The sequence below is a fragment of the Rhizobacter sp. genome, from assembly GCF_031412075.1.
Lineage (GTDB): Bacteria > Pseudomonadota > Gammaproteobacteria > Burkholderiales > Burkholderiaceae_C > Rhizobacter.
On sequence record NZ_JANOCG010000451.1, the window covers coordinates 1 to 13,514 of the forward strand.

Sequence of the window (13,514 nt, forward strand, 5' to 3'; positions counted from 1 at the left end):
CATGAGCATCGAGCGCCGCCGCCTGATGCTGGCCTACGGCGCGAGCTTCGTGCTGACCCCGCGCGAGAAGGGCATGAACGGCGCCATTGCCAAAGCCACCGAACTGGTCGCCGAAACCCCGGGCGGCTGGATGCCACAGCAGTTCGACAACCCGGCCAACATCGACGTGCACGTGCGCACCACGGCGCAAGAGAACGCAGCCGCCTTCCCGAGCGGCATCGAGGCGCTGATCACCGGCGTGGGCACCGGCGGCCACATCACCGGCTGCGCCAAGGTACTGAAAGCCATGTGGCCCAAGCTGAAGGTGTTTGCGGTGGAGCCGAGTGCCTCGCCCGTCATCAGCGGCGGCAAGCCGAGCCCGCACCCGATCCAGGGCATTGGCGCAGGGTTCATCCCGAAGAACCTGCATGTGGACCTGCTCGACGGCGTGATCCAGGTCGAGGCCGAAGCGGCACGCGAATACGCCCGCCGCTCGGCGCGTGAAGAAGGGCTCCTGGTCGGCATCTCGTCGGGTGCCACGCTGGCGGCGATCGCGCAGAAGCTGCCTGACATGCCCAAGGGCGCGACGGTGCTGGGGTTCAACTACGACACCGGCGAGCGGTATCTCTCCATCGAAGGCTTTTTGCCGGCGGAATGAAGCCGCGCGTCCTGATCGTCGAAGACGAGCCCGGCATCGCGGACACCCTGCAGTACGCGTTGCGCACGGAGGGCTTCGACCCGGCCTGGGTCGCCACCGGCGAAGAGGCTTTGGCGCAGGTCAAGGCCCAGCCGCCGGCCCTGGTGATCCTCGACGTGGGCCTGCCCGACACCAGCGGCTTCGAGGTGTTCAAGCGCCTGCGTGAGTTCAGCGATGTGCCGGTGGTTTTTCTCACCGCCCGCAGCGACGAGATCGACCGCGTGGTCGGCCTGGAGCTGGGCGCCGACGACTACGTGGCCAAACCGTTTTCGCCACGCGAGCTGGTGGCGCGGGTGCGCTCCATCTTGCGGCGCAGCGCCAAGCCGCCCGCACCACCGCCGGCGGCGCCTGCACTGCCGCTGGTGGTGGACGAAGGCAAACGGCAGATCCGCTTCTACGGCGCGTTGCTGGAGCTGTCGCGCTACGAGTTCGGGCTCTTGCAGACGCTCGCCTCGCGCCCTGGCCATGTGTTCTCGCGCGACACCTTGCTCGACAAGGTGTGGGACGACTCCGACAGCCTCGACCGCACGGTCGACGCCCATGTGAAAACGCTGCGCGCGAAGATGAAACTCGTCGCGCCCACGCTGGAGCCGATCCGCACGCACCGCGGCAGCGGCTATGCGCTGGCTGAAGACCTGCCACCCGCTTTGCCGGTGTGACCAAGCGAACACGCATCTTCGTCGGCATCCTGCTGGCCTATGTGGTCGGGGTGAGCCTCTTGATGTACCGCCAGCTCGAAGAGATCGACCCGCGCTACCGCGAGTCGGCTGAAGAGTCGCTGGTCGAGACAGCGCAGCTGCTGGCCACCCTGGTCGAAGGGGTGTCACGTGACGGCACGCTGCAGCCCGATGCGCTGGGCCCGGTGTTCCAGGCGCTGTATGCCAAGCGTTTCAAGGCCGACATCTACGGCTTCGAAAAAACCCGTGTCGAGCTGCGCCTCACCGTGCTCGACCGGGGCGGCCAGGTGGTGTTCGACTCGACCAACCGCGCCCTCGGTGCCGACCACTCGGAGTGGCGCGACGTGAAGCGTGCGCTGCGGGGCGAATACGGCGCCCGCACCTCGCCCGATGTGGACAACGACCCTGGCACCTCGGTGATGTACGTGGCGGTGCCCATTCGTGTGGCCGACCAAATCATCGGCGCCGTGAGTGTCGGCAAGCCGGTGCAGAGCTTCGGCCAGTTTGTGCAGGCCGCGCGGCGCAAGACCTTGCTGGTGGGCACCATCTCGGTGGTGGCCGTGTTGCTGCTGGTGGTGATCGTGTCGGTGTGGCTGGTGCGGCCCTTCGGCGTGTTTGCCGACTACGCGCGGTATGTGCGGGCGCAGCGCTCGTTCAGCCTGCCGCGCCTGAGCCGGCGTGCGCTCGGTGCCGCACGTGCGGCGTTCGACGAGATGCGTGATGCGCTGGCCGGCCGCAGCTACGTGGCCGACTACGTGCAGACGTTGACGCACGAAGTGAAAAGCCCGCTCTCGGCCATTCGCGGTGCGGCCGAGCTGCTGCAAGAGCCCATGCCCGATGCCGACCGCGCGCGGTTTGTGGCCAACATCGCGCGCGAGACCCTGCGAATCCAGGAGCTGGTCGACCGCATGATGGAGCTGACCGCGCTCGAATCGCGCCGCAGCCTCGACGCCACCGCGCCGGTGGCTCTGCGCACCCTGCTGCAGGAGCTTGCCACGAGCGCCCAGCCCGCCGCCGAAGCGCGCGGTTTGCACATCGTGCTGGAGGCGGGGGAGGGCGAGGCCACGGTCGAGGGCGACGCCTTCTTGCTGCAACGCGCGCTGTCCAACCTGATCGACAACGCACTCGATTTTTCACCCCCCGGTGGCACCGTGACGCTCGCACTGAAGCGGCACCGCCACAGCGTGGACCTGACGGTGCGCGACCAGGGCCCCGGCATCCCCGACTACGCCGAAGACAAGGTGTTCGAAAAGTTCTACTCGCTGGCCCGCCCGCAGACGCGCAAGAAGAGCACCGGCCTCGGCCTCCCCTTCGTCAAGGAGATCGCCGGGCTGCACGAAGGCCGCGTCACCTTGCGCAACGCGGACGAGGGAGGCGCGATCGCCACCCTGTCGTTGCCGCTCAACAAGTAGCTCGGGCGCTCACTTGCCCTTGGTGTAGACGATCTTCTTGGCTCCGCCCTCGCAGCTGCCCACCACCTTGCGCTCACCCACCTGGTCGTTGGCCACGACCTCCAGCGTGTAGCCGGTGACGCTCTTGGCGTCGAGCTTGGCGGCGATCTCGGTCTTGAGTTCGTCGCAGGACTTGGCGAACACGGGGCTGGCGGCCAGCAGCAGGGCGCAGGACAGGGCAAACACTTTCATCTCGGGTCTCCTCAGGTGTTGTATGTGAAACGGGGGGGTGAAGCGCCGCCAGTATCGACCAGGCGAACGAGTTCATACAGGCTTCACACAGCGCCCCTCAGGCTTCAAACGCGCTTCTCACCGGCGCCCGATCCTTGTTGCCATGCCCACCGTGTTGGTGACGGCAGCGCCAAGGAGAACCTGTCATGCCTCGCCCGATCGTCCCCTTCAACCCACTCACCAGCACCGGCCGCGTGCTGTGGTGTGTCGCACTCGCGCTGTTCTCCGCCGTGCTGATGTTGTTCTGGTCGCCCGCGCATGCCGACGACTCCGAGGCGCGCCAGGGCGAGAGCCCGTACTTCGCCGTCAACAGCCGCGAACCCGGCACCGACCGCCTGCCGCTCAAGTCGACCCAGGTCGAGGTGCGCATCGTCGGCGTGATCGCCGACGTGACCGTGACCCAGCACTACCGCAACGAAGGCCAGCGACCGATCGAAGCGCGCTACATCTTCCCGGGCTCCACGCAGGCCGCGGTGCATGCGATGACCGTGCGCCTGGGCGATCGCCTGCTCACCGCGCGCATCAAGGAAAAACAACAAGCGCGCATCGAATACCAGGCCGCGAAGGCCGAGGGCAAGACCACTGCCTTGCTGGAGCAGCAGCGCCCCAACATTTTCGAGATGAACGTGGCCAACATCCTGCCCGGTGACGACGTGGCGGTGGAGCTGCGCTACACCGAGCTGCTGACGCCGCGGGATGCGATCTACGGCTTTGTGTTCCCCACCGTGGTCGGCCCGCGCTACAACAGCCCGGACCGTGCGGCCTCCAATGGCAACGCGATTGGTGGCGCCTACCTGAAGAGTGGCGAAGCTTCGGCCGCCGCGTTCAACATCCGCGTCACGCTGGCCACGCCGGTGGCGGTGAAGGAGATCGGCTCGCCCTCGCACGACGTGATGGTCGATGGCGCCGGTACGCAGCATGCCGCCGTGTCGCTGAAGATTTCAGACAAGCCCGCCAACAACCGCGATTTCATCCTCCACTACCGCCTCGCGGGTGAGCGAATCGAGTCGGGGCTGATGCTGTTCCGTGGCGCCGACGACGGTGGCGAGAACTTCTTCCTGGCGATGGTCGAGCCGCCCAAGGTGGTGGCCAACAAACAGATCAACCCGCGTGACTACATCTTCGTGGTCGACATCTCGGGCTCGATGCACGGCTACCCGCTGGAAACCTCCAAGCTGCTGTTGCGCAACCTCATCGGCGGCCTGCGCGCCAGCGACACCTTCAACGTGCTGCTGTTCTCGGGCAGCAATCGAATGCTCTCGCCGACCTCGGTGCCGGCCACGCGCGCCAACATCGAGCAGGCGATCAAAACCATCAACGCCATGGGTGGCAGTGGCAGCACCGAGATCGTGCCGGCCATCAAGCGGGTGGTCGCGCTCCCGAAGGCCGACGAGGTGTCGCGCAGCATCATCGTGGTGACCGACGGTTATGTGAGCGTCGAGGCCGATGTGTTCCAGCTGATCCGCCAAAACCTGAATCAGGCCAATCTGTTTGCCTTCGGCATTGGCAGCAGCGTCAACCGCCACCTGATCGAAGGCATGGCGCGCGCCGGCCAGGGTGAGGCGTTCATCGTCACCAAGCCCGACCAGGCCGCGGCCCAGGCCGATCGCCTGCGCAAGATCATCGAAGCGCCGGTGCTCACGCAGGTGAAGGCCCGCTTTGAAGGCCTCGACGTCTATGACGTGGAGCCGGCGCAGTTGCCCGACGTGCTGGGTGGCCGACCGGTGGTGCTGTTTGGCAAATGGCGTGGTGATGCGGGTGCGCTGATCCAGGGCAAGCTGATCATCGAAGGCCGCGCCGCCGACGGCCAGTACCGCAACGAGCTGGCCACCAGCGGCCGTGAAGACCCCAACGCATCGGCACTGCGCCACCTGTGGGCCCGCCATCGCATCGCGGCCTTGAGCGACCAGGAAGCACTGGAAGGTGGCAGCACGCAAAAGGCGGCGATCACCACGCTGGGCCTGAACTACGGCCTGCTCACGCAGTACACCAGCTTCATCGCGGTGGATCAGAAGGTGCGCAACGCCAACCCGGCGCTGATGCCCAGCGTGGACCAGCCTTCGCCGATGCCCGAGGGCGTGAGCAATGCAGCGATCGGTGCCGAGGTGCCGAGCACGCCGGAGCCGGCGGTGTGGCTGTCGTTGTTGTTGGTGATCGGCATCGTGCTGGCCACCGTGTGGTCGCGTCGCCGTCGCGGGTGAGTCCATGAGCGCTGTGGTCATCTCCACCCACCCGGCCGGCCGTTGGCTGGGTCGCGTTGAAGCCATGTCGCCTCTGGCGTGGCTGGCGTTGCAGGCGGCGGCGCTGTGGCCGCACTGGCGCTGGGCCGCCGCACGTGTGGCCGACGGGTCGGATGACCCGCTGGGCCTCGCCGCACTGGCCACCTTGGCGGTGGTGGTGTGGAGGTTGGAGCCTCAGTTGCGTGCCTCGCCCAAACCCGCTTGGTTGATCGCGGCGATGGGTGCCACGCTGGCTGCCACGTTGGCGAGCTTTCACCTGCCACCGCTGGTCGGTGCGCTGCTGGCTGCGCTCGCCATGGCGGCTGGCCTGCGCTCGTTCATGCCCTCGGGCCATGCGGTGTTGCCGATGGCGGGGCTGGCGGTGCTTGCGCTGCCGGTGGTGTCGTCCTTGCAGTTTTATGCGGGTTACCCGTTGCGGTTGGTGACGGCGCAGCTGAGCACCTGGCTGCTGCAAGGGGTCGGCATGGCGGCCGAGCGCAGCGGCAACTCGATGACGGTGCAGGGGCGTTTGATCATCGTCGACGCCCCGTGCTCGGGCGTGCAGATGGTGTGGATGGCGTACTTCTGCGCTTGCGCGGTGGCAGCGTTCAGTGGCTTGCGCGATCGTCAGCTGCTGGCGCGTTTGCCGTGGGTCGGTCTGCTGGTGCTCGCCGGCAATGTGCTGCGCAACAGCGTGCTGGTGGCGCTGGAGGCGCAGCACGAGCAGGTGTCCGAAGCGGTGCACCAAGGGGTGGGGCTGGTGGTGTTGGTGATGGTGTGTGCTGCCGTGGTGGCGGTGGTGCGTGGAGGCGCTGATGCGCGTGTTTGAAGGCTGGGTCGGCAAGGCGATGTGGGCTGCGCTGTTGATGGGGTGCGCGCTCGCGCCCTTGGCGCAGCGTTCGGTGGCTGGCGAGGCTGCGAACACGCAATCTCCCGAGTGGCCGACGGTGTGGGAGGGCAACGCTCTGCGGCCGCTCGCGCTGAGTGCCGTTGAGATGCGCTTTGCAGCGCGCTTCCCGGGCCACATCGCCCGCCTCACCGACGGTGAGCAGGTCGTGGTGCTGCGCCAGGTGCGCCAGCCCACCCGCATGCTGCACCCGGCGGCCGACTGTTACCGCGGCCTGGGCTACCGCATCCAACAAGCGCAGCTGGAGCGCGATGCCCAACAGCGCCTGTGGCGCTGCTTCATCGCCGAGCGTGCTGGTCAACGGCATCGGGTGTGCGAACGCATCGTCGATGCGCGGGGTGACACGTTCACCGACACATCGAGTTGGTTCTGGGCGGCGCAGCTGGGCCAGTCGAGCGGGCCGTGGCAGGCCATCACCACAGCGAGAGCCTTATGAACAAGTGGGTCAAGATTTTTCTCGGCTTGATGTTGGGCGTGTTGCTCAGCGTGGCGCTGGTGGTGGCGGTGGTGTTGCGTTCGCTTGCGCCCGCGCCGGGCGACTGGACGCACACCGTGCGCTTCGGCCCACTGTCGCGCGAGATCAGCGTGCCGGCGGCGCTGCAGGTGGCCAGCCACCCGATCACGCTGCGCCTGCTCGAAGGCCGCAGTTTCAACACACCGTATGGCACGGTGCACTGGCAGGCCGTCAATGCGCCCAACACCTGGCGTGCGGTGTGCGCACCTTGCACTCTGCGCCTGGGTGAGCTGGGGCGTGAGCCGGTGCATATGTCGCGCATCGAGGTGACCGTGGTGCCCGACATGGCGATGAAGCTGCAAGGCACCTTCGCCATCGGCGACGCACCGCAGGCGCTGCAAGGGCGCTGGGCTTCGCGCATCGAGCGGCAGCAGCTGGTGTTGAATTTCAGCGTGACCGACGAGCCGGTGCAGCGCGCGTTTGCGCTGTTTCGCCGCGAGCTGCCCGAGTTGGAACGTGCGCGTGTCGAAGGCCGCCTGAACCTCAAGGCGCAGTGGCGTTTGCCCTCGCACGAGTTCACGCTCAAGCCGCGCGTCGATGGCTTGCATGTGAGTGGCCTCGGCACCGAAGCCTTGTTGCATGCGCAGCCGGCATGCGGTGAAGCGGGTGACTTCGGCACCTGGCTGCCGCGCGCAGTGATTGCTGCCGAAGACCAGCGCTTTCACGAGCACGCCGGCTTCGACCTGAACGAGATCATGTCGGCCTGGGCCAGCAACCAGCGCGGGGGTGAGGCGCTGCATGGCGCCAGCACGGTGTCGCAGCAGTTGGCCAAGCTGGTCTACACCGGCGACAAGCGCAGCCACGGGCGCAAGCTGCGCGAGCTGCTCTATGCCGTCGAGCTCGACCGCACGCTCGGCAAGGCGCGGGTGCTGAACCTTTACCTCGCGATGGCGCCGTGGGGCGACGGGCAGTGCGGCGCCCACGCTGCCGCGCGGCACTACCTCCACAAGCCGGTCAGCGAGTTGTTACCGATGGAAGCGGTGTGGCTGGCCACGCTCTTGCACAACCCCGACCGTGAGCTTGCGCAACTTGCGCGCGACGGCCAGGTGAACGTGGAGCGTGTGGCCTGGGTCGCCGACCAGTTGCGACCGGTCGCGCGGCGCGAGCGGGATGCCTTGGTGAAAGCGGCGGCGCGCTGGTCACCGCCGCGCCAAGCGCTCAAAGCCGCGATGGGGGTGGCGGCGTCTCAGGCGGCGGCGGGTCGTTGAGCCAGCGTGTGGCGAGCGCGCGGACATGGCTGGTTTGCGCGGCCGCCCACACCAGCTCCGGCGGCACCACGCGGGTGCCGGGTGGTGAGCCCGGCAGCTGCGCCGCCAGTTGCGCGGCGAACTCGGCCACCTTCGATGCGCGCACCGGGCGCTCGCGTTGCGGCACCATCATTTGCAGCTGCGACAGCATCCAGTGCGCCAGCCGTTGCGCCGGGTGGCTGTGCTGCTGTTCGCTCGGGGCCTGCGCCGAACGCATGAACACCAGGTGCTCGAAGCCGAGCGTGGCGACCGTGTGCTCGTCGAGGCTCGCGAGGCCGCGCTTCAAGGCGTCGGGCAAACCGCCTTGTGAGTGCGGCATCACCACCAGCAGGTGGCGCACCCCGCGCGCGAACAAGCTTGCAGCGAGTGAGGGCAGTTGCTCGGGCTGGGGTTTGAAAAAAGCCTCTTCGCGCCCATTTACGCCACGCTCGCGGTCGAACACCACCACGGCGGTGTGATCGGGCGTGGCCACCACGGTGTCGTCGTCCCACATCACCGGCACCAGGTCGCGCAGCGCGGCCTGCACCGGCTGGTTGACGCGCACGCTCACCTGCGCAAAGTGGCGCGCCGCGAGCAACTGCTCCAGCACGGCCGAACCCAAGGCGCCGGCCCCGCCCACCACCAGCACGCGCGGGCCGACCGCGCGGCGCTGGGGGGCCGGTGAGTGGCCGGCGCGCAGGGCTTCTTGGATCAAGGACATGGCGGGCAGTATCACCCTGCTCTTGAATTGCGCCGTCATCACCGCACATGGAGCCCGGGGTAGCATGCACCCCGCCCACTTGGTCGAAAGGACACACGATGCTTCGCAGACTCTGGCTTGCCGCCTTCGCTATTGCCGCTACGTTCGGCCTCGCCGGTTGTGGTTACAACGATTTCCAGCGCCTGGACGAGCAGACCAAGGCCGCCTGGTCCGAGGTGCTCAACCAGTACCAGCGCCGCGCCGACCTCATCCCCAACATCGTCTCCACCGTGAAGGGCGAGGCCAACTTCGAGCAGGAGACGCTCACCAAGGTGGTGGAGGCGCGTGCCAAGGCCACCAGCATCCAGGCCACGCCGGAGCTGGTCAACAACCCCGCGGCCTTTGACAAGTTTCAAAAGGCGCAGGGCGAGCTGAGCGGCGCGCTGAGCCGCCTGCTGGTCGTCACCGAGAACTACCCCAACCTGAAGGCCAACCAGGGCTTCCAGGATCTGCGCGTGCAACTCGAAGGCACCGAGAACCGCATCACCGTGGCGCGCAACCGCTACATCAAGGCGGTGGCCGAGTACAACGTGCTGGCGCGCAGCTTCCCGACCAACCTCACCGGCAAGGTCTTCGGCTACGCGCCCAAGCCCAGCTTCACGGTGCAGAACGAGGCCGAGATCTCCACCCCGCCGAAGGTCGACTTCGACAAACCGGCTGCCAAGTAAAAGCGCGTGAAAGAGCGCGCGATGCGTTGGTTCCTGGTTCTGCTGGCGGCGCTGTGGATGGCGCCGCTGCAGGCGCAAGACGTGCAGCCGGTGCCGCCGCTCTCTGGCCGCGTGGTCGATGCGACCGGCACGCTCACCCCGGCGCAGGCGCAGGCCCTCGGCGGCAAGCTGGAGGCCATCGAGCGCGAGCGTGGCTCGCAGCTGGTGGTGCTGATCGTCGCGACGACCCAGCCTGAAGACATCGCGGTGTATGCCCAGCGTGTGGGCGAGGCCTGGAAGATCGGCCGCAAAGAGGTGGGCGATGGCCTGCTGATCGTGGTCGCCAAAGAAGACCGCAAGGTGCGCATCGAGGTGGCCAAGGCACTCGAAGGTGCGATCCCCGACCTGGCAGCGCGGCAGATCATCACCGACCGCATCACGCCGGCCTTTCGCGCCGGTGACTACGCTGGCGGCCTGAACGCCGCGGTCGACCGCCTGGCCGCGCGCATCGGCACCGAAGGCCTGCCCGAACCCACGCAAGGCACCAGCGCCAAGCGCAGCAACCCTGGCTTCAACCTCGAAGACATGGGGATCTTCTTCTTGGTGGCGGTGCCCGTGATTGGCGCGGTGCTCACCGGCATGCTGGGCCGCAAGCTCGGCTCGGTGGCGACTGCCGGTGCGGGGGGCGGTCTGGGCTGGTTCTTGACCACCAGTGCGCTGATCGCCGGCGGCGCCGGCCTGATCGCCCTGGTGCTGGTGGGCGTGTTCGGCCTCGGTTCGCGCCGCAGTGGGGGCGGCATGCCCATCATCTGGGGTGGCGGTGGAGGCGGGGGTGGGTTTGGCGGCGGTGGTGGAGGCGGCTTCAGCTCCGGCGGTGGCGGCGATTTTGGTGGCGGTGGCGCGTCGGGAGACTGGTGACATGAACGCTTTGCTTCGCATCCTCAAACACCGCCTGCTCGACGAGGGCGATGCCCGCCGCGCGCTCGGGCCCGGCACCCTGGAGCGCCTGCAGGCGCGTGTGACGGCCAGCGAGCGAGCGCACAGCGGCGAGATCCGCATCTGCGTCGAAGCCGGTCTGCCGCTGTCTTACCTGTGGCGTGGCGCCACGGCGCGGCAGCGTGCCATCACGATGTTTGGCAAGCTGCGTGTCTGGGACACCGAGCACAACAACGGCGTGCTCATCTACCTGCTGCTGGCCGAGCACGCCATCGAGATCGTGGCCGACCGGGGCTTGAGCCGGCAGGTCGAGGCTGCCCAGTGGCAGGCGCTCACCACCCACATGGGCACGGCGTTCAAGGCTGGCCGCTACGAAGAAGGCCTGAACGCGGCGGTCGACGCAGTGAGTGCCTTGCTGGACCAGCATTTCCCGGTCGAAGACCATGTGGCAAATCCCAATGAGCTGCCCGACGCGCCTGTGATCCAGTAGGGCCTTGCACTTTTGCCCAGGAGATTTTGATGACGAACGCTTCGCTTCTTCACCCTCTCTCGTTGCTGGGCTTGCTGGCCCTCAGCGCGGCTGCTCAAGCCCAGACCGCGCCACCGATCAAGCCCGGCCTGTGGCAAGTGCAGAGCGAGCGCGAGACCGACGGCCAGAAGGCGCCCGATCTCGGCGAGCATCTCAAGGGCATGTCGCCCGCCATGCGCCAGCGCATGGAAGCGAGCATGAAGCAGCACGGCATCGACATGAGCGGCCCGCCGGGGCAGATGAAGATGTGCCAGACGCGCGAGTCGCTCGACCAGGGCAAGTGGCAAGGCGAGCAAGGCGCCTGCAAGACCGATTTCACGACGCGCAGCAGCAGCCAGTGGAAGTGGAAATCCACCTGCAGCCAGCCGCCTTCGGTGACCGAAGGCGAAGCGGCCTTCACCGGGCCGGAGAGCTACACCGTGAAGAGCAGCACCAACATGACGATGCAGGGCAAGACGCACGTCACCAAGATGACGCTCAAGGCCAAGTGGCTCGGCGCCGACTGCGGCGACCTGAAGCCGCTGCAGATCAAGCCGCCGCCTGCGAAGCCCGCTGCCAAGCCCTGAGTAGCGACGTCAATCGGCCATGGCCGTCCACTTGTTGCCGCTGGCGGCCGACTCGATCACCTTCTCAACGAAGCGCACCCCGCGCACGCCATCGGCCAGCGTCGGGTAATCGGCCTGCAGCGGGTCGGCTGCCACACCGGCCTGCCGGGCGCGGATGTCGGCCGCCACGCCCAGGTAGATGTTGGCAAAGGCCTCGATGAAAGCCTCGGGATGACCGGCCGGCAAGCGGGTGGCGTTTTTGGCTGCGGCGCTCAAGCCCGGTGAGCCGCGTGTGAGGATGCGCCGCGCGCCATCGACGGGCGAGTGCACCAGGTGGTTCGGGTCTTCTTGCCGCCAATCGAGCGCACCGAGGCTGCCAAACACACGCAGGCGGATGTCGTTCTCGCAACCCGTCTCTACCTGCGAGGCCATCAGCACACCACGCGCGCCGTTGCTGAAGCGCAGCAGCACGCTCGCGTCGTCATCGAGCCGGCGGCCGGGGATGAAGGCGGTGAGGTCGGCGCACAGGCTGTCGATCTTGAGGCCGGTGACGGTGCTGAGCAGGTTTTCGGCATGGGTGCCCACGTCGGACAGCGCGCCGCCCGGCCCGCTGCGTGCGGGGTCGGTGCGCCAGGCGTCGCCGGTGTCGCCGGTGGTGAGCTGCGGTGCGAGCCAGCCTTGGTGGTACTCGACCACCACCTTGTGGATGTTGCCGATGACGCCGGCCTGCACCAGCGCACGCGCCTCGCGCACCATCGGGTAGCCGGTGTAGTTGTGCGTCACGCCGAACACCGTGCCGGCACGCGCCGCGGCCTGCAACAAGTCATCGGCTTGCGCGCTGGTGTGCACCAGTGGCTTGTCGCACACCACGTGGATTCCGGCTTCGGTGAAGGCCTTGGCGACGGGGTAGTGCAGGTCGTTGGGCGTGACGATCGAGACGAAGTGAATGCGCTCGTCGGCCGGGCGCTTCAGTTCGTCGGCGAGCAGCGCCTGCCAGCTGGCGTGGTTGCGCGCGTCGGGCAGGCCGAGGTCGCGCCCCGAGGCGAGTGCCTTCTCGGGCTGCGACGACAAGGCGGCGGAGACGAAGCGCATCTGCCCGTCGAGCGCCATCGCCTGGCGGTGTACCGAGCCGATGAACGCGCCGCGCCCGCCGCCGACCATGGCGTAGCGCAAGGGTCGTGTGCAAGCGTCGCTCATGTCGAAGCCTTCTTGGCAAAGGCGGCGTCGAAGGCGCCGGCTGCCGGTTTGAAATCGAGCCGCCGGCAAAACGCGGCGCTCTCTGTTGCGCCGTGGATGCGGTCCATGCGGCTGTCTTCCCACTCCACGCTCAACGGGCCGGCGTAGCCGATGTCGTTCAGCGCGACGATGATGGATTCGAAATCGATCATGCCGCGGCCCACGCTGCGGAAATCCCAGAAGCGCCGCGCGTCGCCAAAGCTGGTGTGGCCACCGAACACGCCCACGCTGCCGTCGCCCTTGCCCCACCACACGTCTTTCATGTGGGCGTTGTAGATGCGCTCGGGGAAGCGGCGCAGGAACTGCACGTAGTCCACGCCCTGGTAGGCGAGGTGGCTGGGATCAAAGTTGAAGCCGAAGCATGGGTGGTTGTGCACCGCGATGAGTGCACGCTGGCTGCTCGCGATGTCGAACGCGATCTCGGTCGGATGCACCTCGAGCGCGAAGTTCACGTCGTGTTCTTCAAAGGCGCGCAGGATGGGTGCCCAGCGCAGGCCAAAGTCGTCGTAGCCCTTGTCCCAGTACGCCTGCGAGGTGGGCGGGAAGGCGTACACCGCATGCCAGATCGACGAGCCGGTGAAGCCGGTGACGGTCTTCACGCCGAAGGCTTCGGCCGCGCGCGCGGTGTCTTGCATCTCGCGGGCCGCGCGCTGGCGCACACCCTCGGGGTCGCCGTCGCCCCACACATGGTCGGGCAGGATGGCTTGGTGGCGTTCGTCGATCAGGTCGCACACCGCCTGGCCCACCAGGTGGTTGGCGATGGCAAAACATTGCAGGCCGGTATCGGCCAGTTGCTCGCGCTTGCGCTTCACATAGGTCGAATCGGACAGGGCCTGCTGCACATTGAAGTGGTCGCCACCGCAGGCGAGCTCGAGGCCGTCGTAGCCCATGCGCTTGGCCAGCGGCGCGAGCTCGGCCAGCGGCAGGTCGGCCCATTGGCCGCTGAAGAGGGTGATGGGT

The 13,514-nt window shown here is 67.5% G+C and carries 15 protein-coding genes; 11 read left to right on the forward strand and 4 right to left on the reverse strand.

Features of this window, described 5'->3' with window-relative positions; genetic code table 11:
• The 3 genes from RMO40_RS17085 to creC all read left to right on the forward strand — a co-directional run.
• Window positions 1–637, forward strand: a 637-nt coding sequence (locus RMO40_RS17085) for a pyridoxal-phosphate dependent enzyme (RefSeq protein ID WP_309724015.1), incomplete at its 5' end; no start/stop codon positions are given.
• On the forward strand, window positions 634–1,335 hold the full coding sequence (gene creB, locus RMO40_RS17090; RefSeq protein ID WP_309724017.1) for a two-component system response regulator CreB: 702 nt from the start codon (window positions 634–636) through the stop codon (window positions 1,333–1,335). The genes RMO40_RS17085 and creB, both read left to right, overlap by 4 nt.
• Window positions 1,332–2,765, forward strand: a complete 1,434-nt coding sequence (gene creC, locus RMO40_RS17095) for a two-component system sensor histidine kinase CreC (protein WP_309724019.1) — start codon at window positions 1,332–1,334, stop codon at window positions 2,763–2,765. Before creB ends, creC begins: the two co-directional genes overlap by 4 nt.
• A 9-nt stretch (window positions 2,766–2,774) precedes the next feature.
• Here the strand turns inward: creC and RMO40_RS17100 are convergent, their stop codons facing one another.
• Window positions 2,775–2,996 (reverse strand): DUF1161 domain-containing protein, encoded by a 222-nt coding sequence (locus tag RMO40_RS17100; protein ID WP_309724021.1) that lies wholly within the window; start codon window positions 2,994–2,996, stop codon window positions 2,775–2,777.
• Window positions 2,997–3,181: 185 nt separating this feature from the next.
• On the opposite strand from RMO40_RS17100, the gene RMO40_RS17105 reads away from it, so the two are divergent.
• The 4 genes from RMO40_RS17105 to RMO40_RS17120 are packed head-to-tail and all read left to right on the forward strand — an operon-like array spanning window position 3,182 to window position 7,883.
• Window positions 3,182–5,236, forward strand: a complete 2,055-nt coding sequence (locus RMO40_RS17105; RefSeq protein WP_309724023.1) for a VIT domain-containing protein — start codon at window positions 3,182–3,184, stop codon at window positions 5,234–5,236.
• Between the two features lie 4 nt (window positions 5,237–5,240).
• On the forward strand, window positions 5,241–6,083 hold the full coding sequence (xrtQ, locus tag RMO40_RS17110) for an exosortase Q (protein ID WP_309724025.1): 843 nt from the start codon (window positions 5,241–5,243) through the stop codon (window positions 6,081–6,083).
• Window positions 6,070–6,597 carry a hypothetical protein gene (locus RMO40_RS17115; RefSeq protein ID WP_309724027.1) on the forward strand — a complete coding sequence of 176 codons (528 nt, stop codon included), beginning with the start codon at window positions 6,070–6,072 and terminating at the stop codon, window positions 6,595–6,597. The genes xrtQ and RMO40_RS17115 overlap by 14 nt, the downstream gene beginning before the upstream one ends.
• Window positions 6,594–7,883 carry a transglycosylase domain-containing protein gene (locus RMO40_RS17120; RefSeq protein ID WP_309724030.1) on the forward strand — a complete coding sequence of 430 codons (1,290 nt, stop codon included), beginning with the start codon at window positions 6,594–6,596 and terminating at the stop codon, window positions 7,881–7,883. Before RMO40_RS17115 ends, RMO40_RS17120 begins: the two co-directional genes overlap by 4 nt.
• On the opposite strand, the gene RMO40_RS17125 is transcribed toward RMO40_RS17120, so the two are convergent.
• Complete coding sequence (locus RMO40_RS17125; protein WP_309724033.1) at window positions 7,834–8,622, reverse strand: hypothetical protein; 789 nt, start codon at window positions 8,620–8,622, stop codon at window positions 7,834–7,836. The two genes, RMO40_RS17120 and RMO40_RS17125, sit on opposite strands and share 50 nt — an antisense overlap.
• A 98-nt stretch (window positions 8,623–8,720) precedes the next feature.
• Between RMO40_RS17125 and RMO40_RS17130 the strand changes: the two genes are divergently transcribed.
• From RMO40_RS17130 to RMO40_RS17145, 4 genes are read left to right on the forward strand one after another with little or no spacing between them, the layout of a single operon-like run.
• On the forward strand, window positions 8,721–9,329 hold the full coding sequence (locus tag RMO40_RS17130; RefSeq protein ID WP_309724035.1) for a LemA family protein: 609 nt from the start codon (window positions 8,721–8,723) through the stop codon (window positions 9,327–9,329).
• A 21-nt stretch (window positions 9,330–9,350) separates the two neighbouring features.
• Window positions 9,351–10,226, forward strand: coding sequence for a TPM domain-containing protein (locus RMO40_RS17135; RefSeq protein WP_309724037.1), 876 nt, complete (start codon window positions 9,351–9,353; stop codon window positions 10,224–10,226).
• A 1-nt stretch (window position 10,227) separates the two neighbouring features.
• Entirely contained in the window at window positions 10,228–10,734 is a 507-nt protein-coding gene (locus RMO40_RS17140; RefSeq protein ID WP_309724039.1) for a TPM domain-containing protein, read from the forward strand.
• Between the two features lie 29 nt (window positions 10,735–10,763).
• Entirely contained in the window at window positions 10,764–11,339 is a 576-nt protein-coding gene (locus RMO40_RS17145) for a DUF3617 family protein (RefSeq protein WP_309724043.1), read from the forward strand.
• Between the two features lie 9 nt (window positions 11,340–11,348).
• On the opposite strand, the gene RMO40_RS17150 is transcribed toward RMO40_RS17145, so the two are convergent.
• Together RMO40_RS17150 and RMO40_RS17155 are read right to left on the reverse strand one after the other, a co-directional pair.
• Complete coding sequence (locus RMO40_RS17150) at window positions 11,349–12,515, reverse strand: Gfo/Idh/MocA family oxidoreductase (protein ID WP_309724045.1); 1,167 nt, start codon at window positions 12,513–12,515, stop codon at window positions 11,349–11,351.
• A partial coding sequence (locus tag RMO40_RS17155; RefSeq protein ID WP_309724047.1) for a TIM barrel protein occupies window positions 12,512–13,514 on the reverse strand: 1,003 nt, incomplete at its 5' end. The genes RMO40_RS17155 and RMO40_RS17150, both read right to left, overlap by 4 nt.

Excerpts from the sequence above, each read along its gene's own strand:
- creB (WP_309724017.1), top strand. The coding sequence starts at position 634 with ATGAAGCCGCGCGTCCTGATCGTCGAAGACGAGCCCGGCATCGCGGAC.
- RMO40_RS17100 (WP_309724021.1), bottom strand. The coding sequence starts at position 2,996 with ATGAAAGTGTTTGCCCTGTCCTGCGCCCTGCTGCTGGCCGCCAGCCCC.
- RMO40_RS17105 (WP_309724023.1), top strand. The coding sequence starts at position 3,182 with ATGCCTCGCCCGATCGTCCCCTTCAACCCACTCACCAGCACCGGCCGC.
- xrtQ (WP_309724025.1), top strand. The coding sequence starts at position 5,241 with ATGAGCGCTGTGGTCATCTCCACCCACCCGGCCGGCCGTTGGCTGGGT.
- RMO40_RS17115 (WP_309724027.1), top strand. The coding sequence starts at position 6,070 with ATGCGCGTGTTTGAAGGCTGGGTCGGCAAGGCGATGTGGGCTGCGCTG.
- RMO40_RS17120 (WP_309724030.1), top strand. The coding sequence starts at position 6,594 with ATGAACAAGTGGGTCAAGATTTTTCTCGGCTTGATGTTGGGCGTGTTG.
- RMO40_RS17125 (WP_309724033.1), bottom strand. The coding sequence starts at position 8,622 with ATGTCCTTGATCCAAGAAGCCCTGCGCGCCGGCCACTCACCGGCCCCC.
- RMO40_RS17130 (WP_309724035.1), top strand. The coding sequence starts at position 8,721 with ATGCTTCGCAGACTCTGGCTTGCCGCCTTCGCTATTGCCGCTACGTTC.
- RMO40_RS17135 (WP_309724037.1), top strand. The coding sequence starts at position 9,351 with ATGCGTTGGTTCCTGGTTCTGCTGGCGGCGCTGTGGATGGCGCCGCTG.
- RMO40_RS17140 (WP_309724039.1), top strand. The coding sequence starts at position 10,228 with ATGAACGCTTTGCTTCGCATCCTCAAACACCGCCTGCTCGACGAGGGC.
- RMO40_RS17145 (WP_309724043.1), top strand. The coding sequence starts at position 10,764 with ATGACGAACGCTTCGCTTCTTCACCCTCTCTCGTTGCTGGGCTTGCTG.
- RMO40_RS17150 (WP_309724045.1), bottom strand. The coding sequence starts at position 12,515 with ATGAGCGACGCTTGCACACGACCCTTGCGCTACGCCATGGTCGGCGGC.